At 73.4% G+C, this 18,635-nt stretch carries 1 protein-coding gene; it reads right to left on the bottom strand.

Translation table 11 applies throughout. The features are described from left to right. The gene (locus tag ACZ45E_RS20910; RefSeq protein ID WP_468222581.1) at positions 1–18,582 is read right to left on the bottom strand and encodes an SDR family NAD(P)-dependent oxidoreductase; all 18,582 of its coding nucleotides are present in this window, start codon (positions 18,580–18,582) and stop codon (positions 1–3) included. Positions 18,583–18,635 lie beyond the last annotated feature (53 nt).

The following is an 18,635-nucleotide window of genomic DNA, read 5'->3' as shown; positions in this document are numbered from 1 at the left end:
CTACCTGCCGAGTTCGTTGTCAAGTGCTGCGAAGAGTTCGTCGTCGGTCGCCAGCCCGAGGTCGGCGCCGTCGGGGCCGCCGTCCACCGTGCGAAGCAGGCCACGCAGGCGCGCGGCGTACGTGCCCGCCGCTCCGTCGCCGTCCGAGGGGCCGCCGGCCGAGAGAGCGGCCTCGAGCGCGTCCAGGGCTGCCTCGACCGGGTCCGCCACTTCGCCGACCAGCTCGCGCCGCAGGTATTCGGCGACGGCCTGGGTGGTCGGGTGGTCGAAGACGAGCGTGCTGGGCAACCGCAGTTCGGAGGCGGCGTTCAGCCTGTTGCGCAGTTCGACGGCGGTGAGGGAGTCGAGGCCCAGGTCCAGCAGTCCGCGCCGGACGTCGATCGTCCGCGGGGCCGGGTGGGCCAGGACGATGCCGACCTGTTCCCTGACGAAGTCGAGCAGCAACTGCTGCTGCTCCGCCACGTCCAGGCCCGTGAGGCGCTGCGCCAGCGGGATCTGGGCCGGAGCGGAGGTACGGCGGCCGGCCCGGCGCTCGGTGCGTACCAAGCCCCGGTACAGCTCGGGCAGTGCCTCCCCGAGGCTCCGCAGAGCCGCGAGGTCGAGCGCCACCGGCGCGAGCACCGGCCGGACCCCCGCGCCGGCGTCGGCCTGCGGCGTCCTGGCTCCGGCCAGGGCGCTGTCGAGGGCCGCGAGTGCCTGGTCGGTCGGCATCGGCAGGATCCCGTTGCGTGCGAGCCTGGCGCGGTCGGCACGGTCGAGGTCGTTCGCCATGCCGTCCTGCCACATTCCCCAGGCGAGGGAGACGGCGGGCAGGCCCTCGGCGCGCCGGTGTTCGGCGAGCGCGTCCAGGAAGGTGTTGCCAGCGGCGTAGTTGGCCTGTCCTGCGTTGCCCACCAGGCCGGCGACGGAGGAGAAGAGGACGAAGTCCGTCAGCTCCAGACCAGCGGTCAGCTCGTGCAGGTTCCAGGCGGCCGTCACCTTCGGCCGCAGGACCCGGGAGAGGCTCTCCGGGGTCATGGCCTCCAGCGTGGCGTCCTCGACGACTCCGGCCGCGTGCACGACCGCGGTGAGCGGGTGCTCGTCGGGGATCGAGGCGAGCAGCCCGGCCAGCGCGTCGCGGTCGGCCGCGTCGCAGGCCGCGACCCGTACCTCCGCGCCGAGCGCCGTCAACTCGGCGACCAGGTCCTCCGCGCCGCCCCGCCGGCTGGTGAGCAGCAGGCGGCGGGCGCCGCGGCCGGTCACCAGGTGCCGGGCGACCTGGGCTCCGAGCGCGCCCGTGCCACCGGTGATCAGCACCGTACGCTCCGGGTCGAACGCGTCGTCGGCGTCCGGGGTGCGGGCCGGGTAGGGGGCCTTGGCGAGCCGGGTCACGTACGCCTGTCCGTCGTGCAGTTCGAGCTGCGGCCGGGGGTCGGCCAGGGCCGCGGCCAGCAGCTCACGGCCGGCCGGCAGGCCGTCCGTGATCACGTGCTGGAAGCGTCCCGGGTGCTCCGACTCCGCGGTCCGGATCAGCCCGGACAGCGCGCTGTGCGCCAGTTCCCCGGTGCTGACCACGGCGAGTCGCGCTCCGGTCGGCGCGTCGGTGGCGAGCCACTGCCGCAGTACCGCCAGTACCTCCTGGGTGACCCGGCCGGTCTCCTGGGGGGTGGCCGGGCGTACCGGAAGGACGACCACGTCGGGTGCGGGCGCGCCGTCCGCCGTCGCGGCGGCCAGGTCGGCGAGGCCGGCGTGGTGCTCGGCGGTGAGTCCGAGGTCGGCCTCGCCGAGGACCGCGACGGCCGGGTCGGCGCCGGTGGCGAGTTCCCCACGGGCCCGCTCCACCGCGTACACGTGCTGGTCGGAGGGGCGGTTCAGCGTGCTTCCCGCCGGCAGGGCCCGCAGGGCGAGCGAGGCGACGGTGGCGACCGGCGCGCCCGTCTCGTCGGCGATGCGGACCGTGACCGTTCCGTCCGGGCGGGTCGACAGCTTCACCCGCAGGGTGCCGGTCCCGGACGCCCCGGTGAGCTGGACGCCGCCGAAGGAGAAGGGCAGCCGTAGTTCGGCCGTCTCCTCCAGGAGCAGGGCGTGCAGCGCGGCGTCGAACAGGGCCGGGTGCAGGGCGAATCCTTCGGGGTCGACGGAGGGCCGTACCTCGGCGTAGAGGTCGTCGCCCGACCGCCATGCCGCTTCCAGGCCCTGGAAGGCGGGGCCGTAGCCGTAGCCCTGGTCGGCGAGGCGCTCGTACAGGTCCTCGACCGGCTGGGGTTCGGCGCCGGCCGGCGGCCAGGACACGAAGTCGGGTTCAGGGCTGGTGGATTCAGGGCTGGTGGATTCGAAACTGACGGGGGCGGCGGCCGTCACGGTTCCGGTGGCGTGCCGGTTCCAGATGTCGCCTTCCTGGTCGCCGCGCGAGTGGACGGCTACGGGCCTGCGGCCGTCCTCGTCGGGGTCGCCGACGGTGATCTGGAGCTGGAGCGCACCCTCGTCGGGAAGGACCAGGGGCGCCTGGAGGGCGAGTTCCTCCAGGTGCCCGCAGCCGAGTGCGGCGCCCGCGTGGAGCGCGAGTTCCACCAGGGCCGTGCCCGGGACCAGCAGGGTGCCGGCGACGGCGTGGTCGGCGAACCAGGGGTGGCTGCGGTCCGAGATCCGGCCGGTGAACAAGGCACCGTCGGAGTCGGCGAGCGGTACCGCGGCCCCGAGCAGCGGGTGCCGTACGGAGTCGAGTCCGGCCGAGGTGACGTCGCCGCCGCCGGGCCCCTCCGTGAGCCAGTAGCGCCGGCGCTGGAAGGGGTAGGTCGGCAGGTCCGCGGCCGGTCCGGTGTCGCCGAACAGTGCGCGCCAGTCGACCGGCACGCCCCGTACGTGGGCGTGGGCCAGGGCGGTGACGGCGGTGTGCGGCTCGTGGCGTCCGCCGCGCAGCACCGGGACCAGGAGGGAGTCCGCGCCGAGGAAGTCCTGCCCCATCGCGCTGAGCACACCGTCCGGGCCGAGCTCCAGGAAGGTCCGTACGCCTTCGGCCTCCAGGGTGCGTGCCGCGTCCAGGAAGCGCACGGGCAGGCGGACGTGCCGGACCCAGTACTCGGGTGTGTTCAGTTCCTCGGCGCCGACCAGCTGTCCGGTCAGGGTGGAGACGATCGGGATGGTGGGCTCGGCGAACGTGAGTCCCTTGGCGACCGTCTGGAAGTCGTCGAGCATCGCGTCCAGGTGCGGGGAGTGGAAGGCGTGGCTGACGCGCAGTCGCTTGGTCCTGCGTCCCCGGGCGGCGAGTTCGGCTCCGACGGCCTCGACGGCTTCCACGTCGCCCGAGAGCACCAGGGAGGTGGGGCCGTTGACGGCGGCGATGCCCAGCAGCTCCTCCTGTCCGGCGAGCAGTGGCAGCACCTCCTGCTCCTCGGCCTGCACGGCGAGCATCGCGCCGCCGCTGGGCAGTGCCTGCATCAGCCGGCCGCGGGCCGCGACGAGTTGCGCCGCGTCCGCCAGCGTGAGGACGCCCGCGACGTGCGCGGCGGCCAGTTCACCGATGGAGTGGCCCGCGAGGAAGTCCGGCCGTACGCCCCAGCTTTCGAGGAGCCGGAAGAGCGCGACCTCGGTGGCGAAGAGGGCGGCCTGGGTGAAGGCGGTCTGGTCAAGCGGCGCCGGGTCCGCGCCGAAGAGGACGTCGAGCAGCGGTATGTCCAGCCAGGGGTCGAGGTGTTCGCACACGGCGTCCAGGGCGGCGGCGTAGGCGGGGTAGGCGGTGTAAAGCTCGCGGCCCATGCCGAGTCGCTGGCTGCCCTGACCGGTGAAGAGGAAGGCCGTACGGCCTTCCACGGGTGTGCCCCGCACGGTCAGTGCCGCGAGTCCGTCGGCCGCTTCGGTGGCGGTGGAGGCCACCACCACGGCGCGGTGCGGCAGTCCGGCCCGTCCGACGGCCAGCATCCGGCCGGTCGGTGCCAGGTCCTGCCGTCCGGTGCCCGCGAGGGCCGCGCCCACCTGGTCGGCCTGTGCCAGCAGGGCCGCGTCGGTGTGCGCGGACAGCAGCAGCGGTACGACGGGCATCGGCTCGGCCGGCGGGGCCGCCTCCTCGGCCGGCGGCTGCTCCACGATGACGTGGGCGTTGGTGCCGCTGATGCCGAAGGAGGACACGCCTGCCCGGCGCGGCCGCGCGGACTCGGGCCACGGCGCCGCCTCGGTGAGCAGCTCCACCTCGCCGGCGGACCAGTCCACGTGCGGGCTCGGCTCGTCGATGTGGAGGCTCTTGGGGAGCACCCCGTGCCGCATCGCCATGACCATCTTGATGACGCCGGCCACACCGGCGGCGGCCTGGGAGTGTCCGATGTTGGACTTCAGGGAGCCCATCAGGAGGGGCGACGGGCGTTCTTGCCCGTAGGTGGCGAGTACGGCCTGTGCCTCGATCGGGTCGCCCAGGGTGGTGCCGGTGCCGTGGGCCTCCAGCGCGTCGACGTCCGCGGTGGTCAGGCCCGCGTTGGTCAGGGCCTGGCGGATCACCCGCTCCTGGGAGGGGCCGTTGGGGGCGGTGAGGCCGTTGCTCGCACCGTCCTGGTTGACGGCGGTGCCGCGGATCACGCCGAGGATCCGGCGGCCGTTGCGCCGGGCGTCGGAGAGCCGCTCAAGGAGGAGGACTCCGGCGCCTTCGGCCCAGGCCGCCCCGTCCGCCTGCGCGGAGAAGGACTTGCAGCGGCCGTCGGGGGCCAGGCCGCGCTGCCTGCTGAACTCGACGAACAGGGTCGGCGCGGCCAGTACGGTCACGCCACCGGCCAGGGCGAGCCCGCACTCGCCGTTGCGCAGGGCCTGCGCGGCGAGGTGGATGGAGACGAGCGAGGAGGAGCAGGCGGTGTCGACGGTGATCGCCGGTCCCTGGAGGCCGAAGGAGTAGGCGACGCGGCCGGAGGCGGCACTGACCGTGCTGCCGACCGCCAGGTAGCCCTCCAGGGCGTCGGGGGCGTCCTTCAGGCGGGCCGCGTAGTCGTTGGCCATGACACCGGCGAAGACTCCGGTCTGGCTGCCCTTGAGCGAGGTCGGGTCGATGCCCGCGCGCTCGAAGGCCTCCCAGCAGATCTCCAGCAGCAGGCGCTGCTGCGGGTCGATGGCGGTGGCCTCACGGGCGCTCACCCCGAAGAACTCGGGGTCGAACTGCGGAGCCCCGTAGAGGAATCCGCCGTGCCGGGTGTACGAGGTGCCCACGTGGTCGGGGTCGGTGTCGTACAGGCCGTCCAGGTCCCAGCCGCGGTCGTCAGGGAAGGGGCCGATGGCGTCCCGCTCGTCGGAGAGCAGCGCCCACAGCTCCTCGGGGGAGCTGACCTCGCCCGGGTAGCGGCAGGCCATCGCGACGATCGCGATCGGCTCGTCGGAGGCGCCGGCGACCGGTTCGGCCACGGCCACCGCGGTGGCCGTGCCGAGGAGTTCGGTCCGCAGGAAGCCGGCCAGTTCGACCGTGTTGGGGTAGTCGAACACGAGCGTCGCGGGCAGCTTCAGGCCCGCGGCCGCGTTCAGCCGGTTGCGCAGCTCGACCGCCTTGAGCGAGTCGAGGCCCAGCTCGTTGAAGGTGCGGCCGGGCGCGACCTGGTCGGCGTCGGTGTATCCGAGTACGGAGGCCACCACGGCGCGGACCAGTTCGAGGAGTGCGCGCTCCTGGTCCTGGGGGGCCAGGGCCGTCAGGCGCTCCCGGAGCTGGTTCCCGCCCGTCCGCTCGCCGGCGGCGGTGCGCCGCGCCGGACGCACCAGGTTGTGGAAGAGCGCGGGCAGTGTGCCGTCCTCGCTCTGTGCCCGCAGTCCGGTGTGGTCGAGGAGCGCCGGAACGAGCGTCGGCCGGCGGGTCGCGAGGGCCGCGTCGAACAGGGCGAGGCCCTGTTCGCTGCCGATCGGGGCGATGCCGCTCCGGGACATGCGGGCGAGGTCGGCGTCGGTCAGGTGGCCGGTCATTCCGCTGCCCTCGGCCCACAGGCCCCAGGCCAGCGATGTACCGGGCAGGCCCTGGGCCCGGCGGTGGTGTGCGAGGGCGTCCAGATAGGTGTTGGCCGCGGCGTAGTTGGCCTGTCCCGCGGCGCCGACCGTACCGGCCAGCGAGGAGAACAGGACGAACGCGTCCAGTTGCAGGCCGGCCGTCAGCTCGTGCAGGTGCCTCGCGGCTTCGACCTTGGGGCGCAGTACGGTGTCGAGCTGCTCGGCCGTGAGGGCGTGCAGCGTGCCGTCGTCGAGGACGCCTGCGGTGTGCAGGACCGCGGTGAGCGGGTGCTCCCGAGGGATCGCGTCCAGCGTCGCGGCGAGCGCCCCGCGGTCGGCGATGTCACAGGCGACCACGGACACGTCGGCTCCGTGGGCCGTGAGTTCGGCCTCCAGCTCCAGCATGCCCGCCGCGTCCCGGCCGCGACGGCTCGCCAGCAGCAGGTGCCGTACGCCGTGTTCGGCGACGAGGTGGCGGGCGAACAGCCGGCCCAGGGTGCCGGTGGCGCCGGTGATGAGGACGGTGCCCTCGGGGTTCAGGGCGGGCACGGTGTCGCCCGTCGCGGGTGACTTGGCCAGCCGCGGTACGAGCAGTGCCCCGTCCCGCAGGCTCACCTGTGCGTCCGGTACGGCCAGCGCACGGCCGAGTTCGGCCTCGGAGAGGTCCCAGTCCGTCAGGTCGAGCAGGCCGAACCGGTCGGGGTTCTCGGTCATGGCGGTGCGCACGAGGCCCCAGACGGGGGCCGAGCCGAGTCCGGCCTCCGTGCGGGCGGTGGTCGCGTCCCGGGTCACGAAGACCAGGCGCGAGTCGGCGAACCGCTCCTCGGCGAGCCACTCCTGGGCCAGCCGCAGGGCCCGGTGGGCCACGGCGCCGGGGCCGTCCTCGCCGGGGAAGGGGGCCACGACGAGCCGCGGGGTTCCGGCTATGCCGGTGAGGTCCGGGTAGCTGCCCAGGGGGGCGGGCAGAGCGTGGCCGGACGCGTCGAGGACGGCCCATCCGGCGGCCGGGGCGGCCTCCGGTGCGGGCACCCACTCCACCTGGAGCAGCGGCTTGCGGGGGGTGGCCGAGCCGGTCAGCTGCGCGGGGTCCACGGCCCGCAGGCCGAGCGTCCTCACCGACGCGATCGGCGCGCCGCTCGGGTCGGTGAGGGACAGGGCGACGCCCGAGCCTTCCGGGGTGATCCGGACGCGCAGCACGCCGGCGTTCACCGCGTGCAGCCGCACACCGGTCCAGGCGAACGGCAGCACGAGGCGGCCGTCCTCCGCGAGCGCCAGCGGGTGCAGGGCGGCGTCGAGGAGGGCCGGGTGGATCCCGAACTCGCCCGGCAGGACGTCCTTCGGGAGTGCGACCTCGGCGAACATCTCCTGGCCTGCGTGCCACAGCGCCCGCAGGCCCTGGAAGGCGGGCCCGTACTGGAAGCCCCGCTCGGCGAGCGTGTCGTAGACCGCCGTCAGGTCGACGGGCTCGGCGCCGGCCGGGGGCCAGGCGGTGTCGGCGGGTACGCCCGTACGTCCTTCCGCGTGGCCCAGTACGCCGGTGGCGTGCAGGGTCCACGGGTGGATCGCGGCGGCGTCGGACTCGGGCTCGGGGCGGGAGTGGATCGACAGTGCGCGCCGGCCCTCCTCGTCCGGGGCGTCGACCACGACCTGGAGCTGTACTCCGCCGCGGCCGTCCGGCACCAGCGGTGCCTGGAGGGTCAGTTCGTCGAGCTGGTCGAGGCCCGTGTGGTCACCCGCCCGGACGGCGAGGTCCACGAAGGCGGAGCCGGGGAGCAGCACGGTGCCGGCCACGGCGTGGTCCGCCAGCCAGGGCTGCGTGTCCAGGGCGATCCTGCCGCTCAGGACCAGCTTGTCCTCGTCGGCCATCCAGAGCGCGGCGCCGATGAGCGGGTGCCGTTCGGCGGCCATGCCGAGGCCGCCCGCGTCCCCGGCCGGTGCCGGTCCCTCCAGCCAGTGGCGCCTGCGCTGGAAGGGGTAGGTCGGCAGGTCGACGGCCGTGCCGGGGCCGCCGGTCACGGCGGCCCAGTCGAGCGGGGCGCCCGAGACGTGGGCCCGCGCCGCGGAGGCGAGGAAGTCGTCGAGTCCGCCTTCGCCCCGGTGGAGCGAGGGCACGGTGACGGCGGTGTCGTAGGGCGTGTCGTCGATCGTCTCCTGGAGCGCGATGGTCAGCACCGGGTGGGCGCTGGCCTCGATGAAGACGCGGTGGCCCTGGTCGAGCAGGGTCCGGGTGGCCTCCTCCAGCTGGACGGTCCTGCGGAGGTTGCGGAACCAGTACGCGCCGTCGAGTTCCGTGCCGTCCAGCGGCTGCCCGGTGACGGTGGAGAGGAAGGGCACCTGGACGGGGCGCGGGGTGAGCGAGGACAGGGCGTCGAGGAGCTCGTCCCGCAGGGTTTCGACGTGCGCGGAGTGGGAGGCGTAGTCGACCGGGATGCGTTTGGCACGCATCTTGTGGTCCTTGCAGTGGGCGACCAGCTCCTCCAGTGCGGTCACTTCTCCGGCGACCACCACGGAGCGCGGGCCGTTGTGTGCGGCGATGTCGATGGCGCCGTCCCAGCGGGTGATGAGTTCGCGGACCTCGTCGGCAGGCAGGGCCACCGCGACCATTCCGCCGGTACCCGCGAGCTGCACGATCGCCCGGCTGCGCAGCGCCACGACCTTCGCCGCGTCGTCGAGCGACAGCGCGCCCGACACCACGGCCGCCGCGATCTCGCCCTGGGAGTGACCGATCACCGCGTCCGGCTCGATGCCGACCGAACGCCACAGCGCGGCCAGGGAGACCATCACGGCCCACAGCGCGGGCTGCACGACCTCCACGCGGTCGAGACCGGGTGCGCCCTCCACGCCGCGCAGGACGTCCAGCAGCGACCAGTCCGTGTACGGCGCGAGCGCCCGCTCGCACTCCGTGAGTCGGGCGGCGAACACCGGGGAGGAGTCGAGGAGTTCGAGGGCCATGCCCTGCCATTGCGAGCCCTGGCCCGGGAACACGAGGACCGTCTTGCCCGGGCCCGTGGCCGTGCCCTGTGCCAGGTTCGGTGCGGAGCCGCCCGAGGCCAGCGCCTCGAGACCCGCCAGCAGTTCGTCCCGGCCGGTGCCCGAGACCGCCGCCCGGAAGGGGAGGTGCGGGGCCCGGGTCGCGAGGGCCGAGGCCACCCGCGCCGGGTCGGCGCTCTCCGGGGCCAGCAGCTCGCGCAGTTGGCCGGCGCGCGCCGCCAGGGCCGCCTCGCTCTTCGCCGAGACGACCAGCGGGAGCCCCGCCACCCCCGGCTCACGGGCCGTGGCCGGCTCCGGGCCCTGCTCCAGGACCACGTGCGCGTTGGTGCCGCTGATCCCGAAGGAGGAGACGGCCGCGCGGCGCGGACGCGCCACCTCCGGCCACGCCCGGTGCTCGGTGACCAGCTCCACCGCGCCCGTCGACCAGTCGACGTGCGGTGTCACCTCGTCCACGTGCAGCGTCGCCGGGAGCTCCGCGTTGCGCATCGCCATCAGCATCTTGATGATGCCCGCGACGCCCGCGGCGGCCTGTGTGTGGCCGATGTTCGACTTGATCGATCCAAGACGGAGCGGCTCCTCGCGGTCCTGGCCGTAGGTGGCAAGGAGCGCGTTGGCCTCGATCGGGTCCCCGAGCCGGGTGCCGGTGCCGTGCGCCTCGACCGCGTCCACCTCGTGCGGAGCGAGGCGGGCGTTGGCGAGGGCCTGGCGGATGACGCGTTCCTGCGAGGGGCCGTTGGGGGCGGTGAGGCCGTTGCTCGCACCGTCCTGGTTGACCGCGGAGCCACGGATCACACCGAGGATGTCGTGCCCGAGCCGCCGGGCGTCCGACAGGCGCTCGAGGACCAGCATGCCCGCGCCCTCGGCCCAGCCCGTGCCGTCCGCCGAGGCCGCGAAGGACTTGCAGGTCCCGTCCGGCGACAGACCGCGCTGGCGCGAGAACTCGACGAAGGTCGTCGGGGTGGACATGACGGTGACACCGCCGGCGAGCGCCATCGAGCACTCGCCCTGGCGCAGCGCCTGAGCGGCCAGGTGCACCGCCACCAGCGACGATGAGCACGCCGTGTCAAGGGTCACCGCCGGCCCTTCGAGACCGAACGTGTACGCCACCCGGCCCGACAGGACGCTGGCGATCGTGCCGGTCAGCAGATGCCCCTCGAAGCCCTCCGGGGCACGGCCGAGGCGCGATCCGTAGTCGTTGTACATGACGCCCGCGTAGACGCCGGTCGAGGAGCCGCGCAGCGAGGCGGGGTCGATGCCCCCGCGCTCCATCGCCTCCCAGGCGACCTCGAGGAGCAGGCGCTGTTGCGGGTCGGTCGCGATCGCCTCGCGCGGGCTCAGGCCGAAGAACTCGGCGTCGAACTCCGCTGCCTCGTAGAGGAATCCGCCCTTGCGCGTGTACGACGTGCCGGTCTTCTCGGGGTCCGGGTCGTAGAGGCTCTCCACGTTCCAGCCGCGGTCGGAGGGGAATTCGTCGATGGCGTCCCGGCCCTCCGCCACGAGCCGCCACAGGTCCTCGGGCGAGGAGACGCCGCCCGGGTAGCGGCAGCCCATGCCGACCACGGCGATCGGCTCGTCGAGGCCCGGGGCGTGGGCGGTCACCGTCGGGACGACGGCCGTGCCGGTGGCGTCGAGCCGGTCCAGCAGGAAGTCCGCCACCGCCTGGGGCGACGGGTGGTCGAAGACGAGGGTGGTGGGCAGTCGCAGTCCGGTCACCGAGCCCAGCCGGTTGCGCAGTTCGACCCCGGTGAGGGAGTCGAAGCCGGCGTCCTTGAAGGTCCTGGCGGGGTCGATGTCGGCGTCGGCGCCGTGGCCGAGGACCAACGCCACGGTCTCCCGTACGGTCCGCAGTACGGCCTGTGCCCGCTCCTCGGCGGTCAGCGCGGTCAGTCGCTGGGCCCATGACGAGTCGGCGCCGCGGGCGACGCCTGCGGCCTGCCTGCGGACGCGGACCAGGCCGGTGAACAGCCCGGGGAGCGCGTCCTCCTGGGCGCGGGCGCGCAGGGCGCCCAGGTCGAGTTCGGCGGGGACCAGCAGTGGCTCCGCGGAGGCGAGGGCCGCGTCGAACAGATCGAGCCCCAGTCGCGGGGTCAGCGGGACGATTCCGCTGCGCTTCCACCGCGCGACGTCGGCGTCGGCGAGGGTGCCGGCCATGCCGTCGGCGCTGTCCCACAGGCTCCACGCGAGGGAGGTGGCGGGCAGGTCCTGGGCGCGGCGGTGGTGCGCGAGGGCGTCGAGGAAGGTGTTCGCGGCCGCGTAGTTGGCCTGGCCCGCGTTGCCCATGAGACCCGCGATGGACGAGAACATGACGAACGAGGCGAGGCCGAGGCGTTCGGTGAGGCGGTGGAGGTTCCAGGCCGCGTCGACCTTCGGACGCATCACCCGCTCCAGATGGCCGGCCGAAAGCGAGGCGACCGTCGCGTCGTCCAGGACACCCGCCGTGTGCACCACGGCGGTCAGCGGGCGCTCGGCCGCGACCTCGTCCAGCAGCTCCGCCAGCGCGTCGAAGTCCGACACGTCGCACGCCGCGACCCGGGCGCGAGCACCCGACTCCGCGAGCTCCGCCACGAATTCGGCGGCGCCCGGGGTCTCCTCGCCGCGTCGCGACACCAGCAGCAGGTGCCGCGCGCCGTGCTGCGTCACCAGCCGGCGCGTCACCAGGCGGCCCAACGTGCCCAGAGCACCGGTCACCAGGACCGTACCCTCCGGGTCCAGGCCCGCCGCCGCACCCGCCACGGCACCCGCGGCACCTGTCAGACGCGGTACGAACAACGCGCCGCCCCGCACCGCCACCTCGGGCTCGCCCGAAGCGAGCACGGCAGGCAGCAGCTCCGGGCCGTCCTCGTCCGCGTGGACGAGGACCAGCCGGCCGGGCTGCTCGGTCTGTGCCGTACGGATCAGGCCCACGAGCGGGGCCGTGTGCAGCGCGCCGTCCGGCACGACGAGGACGAGGCGGCTCTCCGCGAGCTGCGGGGCGGCCAGCCATTCCCGTACCGCCGCCAGTCCGCGCGCCGCCGTGGCGTGGGTCCGGTCGAGTACGTCACCGGTGGCGCCGGCGGTGAGCTCCTCTTCGCCGATCACCACGAACTCCGGTACGGCGGCTCCGTCGTCGGCCGCGGTGCCGAGCGCGGCGAGGTCGGCGTAGGGCGTCTCGGCAAGGCGGATCCACCGCTCGTCGGTGACCGGCTCGGCCGCCGGGACGGCTTCCCAGGCCACCCGGTACAGGGACTCCACGGCCGGGCCCGCGACGGCGAGCTGATCGCGGGCGATCGGCCGCAGGGCGACCGACTCGATCGTCGCCACCGGGGCGCCGGTGGCGTCGGCGAGGGCGAGCCGGGCCGTGTCCTGGCCGGTACGGGTCCAGCGGACGCGCAGCACCGTGGCGCCGACCGCGTGCAGTGCGAAGCCGGAGAACGAGAACGGCAGCCGGATCGTGCTGTCGTCCTGCGCCGCGGCCGCGGCCTCCAGCACGAGGGGGTGCAGGACCGCGTCGAGGAGGGCGGGGTGCGCGCCGAAGCGCGCGGCGTCGGTGTGGAGCTGCTCGGGCAGGGTGACCTCGGCGAAGAGGTCGTCGCCTGCGCGCCAGGCGGCGCGCAGGCCGTGGAAGGCCGGCCCGTAGCCGTAGCCGAGGGCGTCGAGGCGGTCGTAGACGCCGTCCAGCGGTACGGGGGTGGCGTCGGCCGGGGGCCACTGGTCCAGGGAGACGCCGGGCGAGGGGACGGTGGACGTGAGCAGGCCGGCCGCGTGGGCGGTCCACTGCTCATCGCCGGTGCGCGAGTACACGGTGAACCGGCGGTCGCCGCGCGCGTCGGCGGCCTCGGCGGTCAGCCGCAGCTGGGTGCCGGTCTTCCGGGGGAGGACCAGGGGTGCCTGGAGGGTGAGTTCCTCGACGGTGGCGTAGCCCAGCTGTTCGGCGGCGGTGCCCGCGAGCTCCAGGAACAGCGTCCCGGGAACCAGGACCGTCCCGCCGATCGCGTGGTCGGTCAGCCACGGGTGCGAGGACAACGACACCGCGGCGGAGAACTGCACCGCGTCACCGTCGGGATCCGTGATGACGGCGGCCAGCAACGGGTGGTCCACAGCGGTCAGGCCCAGTCCCGCCGCGTCGCCGGAGCGCGGCGTGTCCAGCCAGAAACGCCGGCGCTGGAAGGCGTACGTGGGCAGTTCCACCACCGCGGAACCCGGCAGGAACCCTTCCCAGTCCACACCCACACCATGTACGTGCACCGCACCCAGGGCCGCCAGGAGGGAACGCTTCTCGGTGCGGTCCTTGCGCAGTACCGGCACCACGACGACGCCCTCGGTGTCGGCCAGGCACTCCCCCGCCAGACCCGCCAGCGTCCCGTCCGGACCCAGCTCCACAAAAGCCGTCACACCCAGACCGGCGAGCGTGGCGATACCGTCGGCGAAGCGGACCGCCGAACGGGCCTGCACAGCCCAGTACTCGGCGGTGAACTCCTCCACCACCTCACCGGTGACATTCGAGACGACCGGAATCCGCGGAACCGAATGCGTCAACTCCCGCGCTATAGCGGTGAGTTCATCCAGCATTCCGTCCAGGTGCGCGGAGTGGAAAGCGTGACTCACCTTCAGCCGCGTCGCCTTCACACCCTCCCCGCGAGCCAGCTCAAGCACGTCCAGGACGGCCGTCTCGTCACCCGAGATCACCGTGCTCGCCGGACTGTTGTACCCCGCCACATCCACACCCGGACGGCCTTCGAGCCACTTCGCTACGCGTGCTTCGCCGGCGTTCAGGGCGACCATCGCCCCGCCATCGGCCACACCCTCCATCAGACGGGCCCGCGCACACACCAGACGCGCCGCGTCCTCAAGAGAGAGCACACCCGACACGTGGGCCGCCGCCAGCTCACCCACCGAGTGGCCCACCAAATAGTCCGGGGCCACCCCGTGATGCGACAGCAGGCGGAACAGGGCCACCTCGACCGCGAACAACGCCGGCTGCGTGAACACCGTCCGCCGAAGCAGCTCCGGCTCACTCTCGATGACACCGGCGAGGGACCGGTCCAGGTGGACGTCGAGCGCCCTGGCCACCTCGTCGAACGCGGCCGCGAAGACCGGCTCCGACGCATACAGCTCACGGCCCATACCCAGGCGCTGGCTGCCCTGCCCGGAGAACAGGAACGCCACCGCACCCGCCCGGGTGGCGTCACCCGGGGTCAGCGCCCGCAGCGCGGCCAGGAGTTCCTCGCGGGTCTCGCCCACGACCACCGCCCGGTGATCGAGACGAGCACGCGATACGGCCAGCGAACGGCCCACCGCCGCGATGTCCAGCTCCGGCCGCTTCTCAAGGAACGACACCAGCCGGTCCGCCTGCTCCGACAGGGCTGCCTGCGACGTGCCCGACACCACCCACGGCACCGGGCCCGGCGCCGCGACCTCGTCCACCGGCGCTTCGCTCTCCGGGACCTGCTCGACGATGAGGTGTGCGTTGGTCCCGCTGATACCGAAGGACGAGACGCCCGCCCGGCGCGGACGGTCCAGCTCCGGCCACTCCTGGGCCCGCGTCAGCAGCTCCACCGCGCCGGCCGACCAGTCGACGTGCGAGGTCGGCTCGTCCACGTGCAGCGTCGCCGGGAGGACCCCGTTGCGCATGGCCAGGACCATCTTGATCACGCCGGCCACACCCGCCGCGGCCTGCGCGTGACCGATGTTCGACTTCAGCGAGCCGAGTCGGAGCGGCTCCTCGCGGTCCTGGCCGTAGGTGGCAAGCAGCGCCTGCGCCTCGATCGGGTCCCCGAGTTTTGTACCCGTGCCGTGCGCCTCCACCGCGTCCACCTCGGACGGCGACAGGCGGGCGTCGGCCAGCGCGGCGCGGATGACCCGCTCCTGCGAAGGCCCGTTCGGGGCGGTCAGACCGTTGCTCGCACCGTCCTGGTTCACGGCGGAGCCACGGATCACCGCGAGCACCTGGTGCCCGTTGCGCTCCGCGTCCGACAGCCGCTCCAGCACCAGCAGGCCCACGCCCTCGGCCCAGCCCGTGCCGTCCGCCGACGAGGAGAACGCCTTGCACCGTCCGTCGGGGGACAGTCCGCGCTGCCGGGAGAACTCCACGAACATGCCGGGCGTGGCCATGACGGAGACGCCGCCGGCGAGGGCCACGGACGACTCGCCCCGGCGCAGCGACTGTGCGGCGAGGTGGAGCGCGACGAGTGAGGAGGAGCAGGCGGTGTCGACCGTCACCGCCGGGCCCTCCAGGCCGAAGGTGTAGGCCAGCCGGCCCGAGGTGACGCTGGCGGTGTTGCCCGTCAGCAGGTAGCCGTCGTACCCGCCGGACGGCTCGTGCAGCCGCGGCCCGTACTCCTGTGCCGTCGCGCCCACGTAGACGCCGGCGCGGGTGCCACGCAGCGCGGCGGGGTCGATGCCCGCCTGCTCGAACGCCTCCCAGGCCGTCTCCAGGAGCAGCCGCTGCTGGGGCTCCATCGCCGCCGCCTCGCGAGGGCTGATGCCGAAGAACTCGGCGTCGAACCGGTCCGCGTCGTGCAGGAAGCCGCCTCTGGTGGCGTAGGTCTTGCCGGGGCTGTCCGGGTCGGCGGCGAAGAGCGCGTCGAGGTCCCAGCCCCGGTTGGTCGGGAACCCGTCGACCGCGTCGACCTCGCCGGTGACCAGACGCCACAGGTCCGCCGGGGAGGCGACCCCTCCCGGCAGCCGGCAGGCCATGCCGACGATCGCGATCGGCTCGTCGGGGGCCATGGTCTCGTAGGCGTCGTCGCCTGGGCCCTGCTCCTGGTCCAGGCCACGGAGTTGGTCCCCGAGGTGGTCGGCGAGCGAGGCCGGGGTCGGGTAGTTGAAGAGGAGGCCGGCGGGGAGCGAGAGGCCGGTGGCCGTGTTCAGCGCGTTCCGCAGTTCGAGGGCCGAGAGGGAGTCGAAGCCCAGGTCCTTGAAGGTCGTGTCGATGTCCACGTCGCGCGCCGAGCCGTGGCCGAGCACCGCTGCCACATGGGCGCGCACCAGCTCCAGCTCGTCGCCGCGCGGCGCGGCTCGCTTCGGGCCGCTCTGTCCGGCCGCGGCGGTCAGGACCCGGGCGGGTCCGGTCGCCGGACCGTCCAGCCAGTAGGGCTGCCGCTGGAAGGCGTACGTGGGCAGTTCCACCACCGCGGAACCCGGCAGGAACCCTTCCCAGTCCACACCCACACCATGTACGTGCACCGCACCCAGGGCCGCCAGGAGGGAACGCTTCTCGGCGCGGTCCTTGCGCAGCACCGGCACCACGACGACGCCCTCGGTGTCGGCCAGGCACTCACCCGCCAGACCCGCCAGCGTCGCATCCGGACCCAGCTCCACGAACGCCGTCACACCCAGACCGGCCAGCGTCGCGATACCGTCGGCGAAGCGGACCGCCGAACGGGCCTGCACAGCCCAGTACTCGGCGGTGAACTCCTCCACCACCTCACCGGTGACATTCGAGACGACCGGAATCCGCGGAACCGAATGCGTCAACTCCCGCGCTACAGCGGTGAGTTCATCCAGCATTCCGTCCAGGTGCGCGGAGTGGAAAGCGTGACTCACCTTCAGCCGCGTCGCCTTCACACCCTCCCCGCGAGCCAGCTCCAGGACCTCCAGGACGGCCGTCTCGTCACCCGAGATCACCGTGCTCGCCGGACTGTTGTACCCGGCCACACTCACACCCGGACGGCCTTCGAGCCATCCGGAGACCCGCTCCTCACCCGCGTTCAGGGCAACCATGGCCCCGCCCTCGGCGACACCCTCCATCAGACGGGCCCGCGCACACACCAAACGCGCCGCGTCCTCAAGGGAGAGCACACCCGACACGTGGGCCGCCGCCAGCTCACCGACCGAGTGGCCCACCAAATAGTCCGGGGTCACCCCGTGATGCGCCAGCAGGCGGAACAAAGCCACCTCGACCGCGAACAACGCCGGCTGCGTGAACACCGTCCGCTGAAGCAGCTCCGGCTCACCCTCGATCACCGCGGCGAGCGAACGGTCCAGATACACGTCAAGAGCCGCAACGACCTCGTCGAACGCGGCCGCGAAGACCGGCTCCGACGCATACAGCTCACGGCCCATACCCAGGCGCTGGCTGCCCTGCCCGGAGAACAGGAACGCCACCGCGGCGCCGGGCACCGTACGACCCGACACGACACCGGCCGCGGGCATCCCCGCGGCCAGGGCCCGAGCGCCCGCCAGCAGCTCCTCACGGGTCTCCCCCGCGATCACCGCGCGGTGGTCGAACCGCGATCGTGCCACCGCGAGCGAACGGCCCACCGCCGCGACGTCCAGTTCCGGGCGCTCCTCAAGGAACGTCACCAGTCGCTCCGCCTGACCGGTCAGGGCCTCCGCCGACTTGCCCGACACCACCCACGGCACCACATCCGAGCCGGGCTCCGCCGCGGGCGACTTCGTCTCCGCCGGCTCGGTGCGCCAGTCCGACAGCACGACGTGGCAGTTGGTACCGCCCATGCCGAACGAGCTGACACCCGCGTAGAGCGGCTCGTCCGGCCGCGGCCACGGTTCGACGCGGTGCTGTACGGCGAGCTTCAACTCGTCGAAGGGGATGGCGGGGTTGGGGGTTTCGAAGTTCAGGCTGGGCACGAGTTCGCGGTGGCGGATGCAGAGCGCCGCCTTCAGCAGGCCGACGATGCCGGCGGCGCCCTCCAGGTGACCGACGTTGGTCTTCACCGACCCGACCCGCAGTTCGGCTCCGTCCACGCGGCCGTCACCGAGCACCGCGCCCAGCGCCGACGCCTCGACCGGGTCGCCCAGCTTGGTGCCCGTGCCGTGCACTTCGACGAACTGCACCTGCTCAGCGGCCACGTCGGCACGCTCGTACGCCTGTCGCAGGACATCCTGCTGGCCGGCCGGGCTCGGTACCGTGAGGCCCTCGGTCGTCCCGTCGTTGTTCATCGCGCTGCCGCGCAGCACGCAGTAGACCGGGTCGCCGTCCGCCAGTGCGGCGTGCAGCGGCTTGAGCACCACGAACGCGCCGCCCTCGCCGCGTACGTAGCCATTGGCCCGTGCGTCGAACGTGAAGCTCAGGCCGTCGGGCGACAGTGCGCCGAACCGCTCCGCGCCGATGGTGCTGTCCGGTATCAGGTTGAGGTTGACGCCGCCCGCGACGGCCATGGCGGACTCGCCGCGACGCAGGCTCTCGACGGCCAGGTGCACGGCGACCAGCGAGGAGGACTGGCCGGTGTCCACGGCCGCGCTCGGCCCGTGCAGGCCCAGGGTGTAGGAGATCCGGTTGGCGACGACGCCGCGGTTGAGACCGGTCAGGGTGTGGGGGGTGATGCCGTCGGCCCCGTGCTGGTGCGTGAGGGCGGCGTAGTCGTCGGCGATGACACCGACGAAGACACCGGTCCGGCTGTCGGCGAGATCGGACGGGAGGATCCTGGCGTCCTCCAGGGCCTCCCAGGCGAGTTCGAGCATGAGCCGCTGCTGCGGGTCCATCGACGACGCCTCACGCGGGCTGATGCCGAAGAAGCCCGCGTCGAAGCCGCTGACGTCCTCCAGGTAACCCCCTGGCCTGGCGGGCAGTTCGGGGCGGCCCGCCGGGGGCGCGCCGATCGCACTGCGGCCGTCGCGCAGCAACTGCCACAGCTGAGCGGGGTTCTCCGCACGCGGCAGTCGGCAGGACATACCGACGATGGCGATCGCCTCGGTCGATGTCGACGTGTCTGCTTGGAATTCAACCATGTCGAACTGCCCCACCTATTGGTACGTACGATGCCTGAGCGGAGAAGCAGCAC

This window comes from Streptomyces sp. NPDC030991 (assembly GCF_055571235.1).
This window is presented reverse-complemented; position numbering and strand designations above follow the sequence as displayed.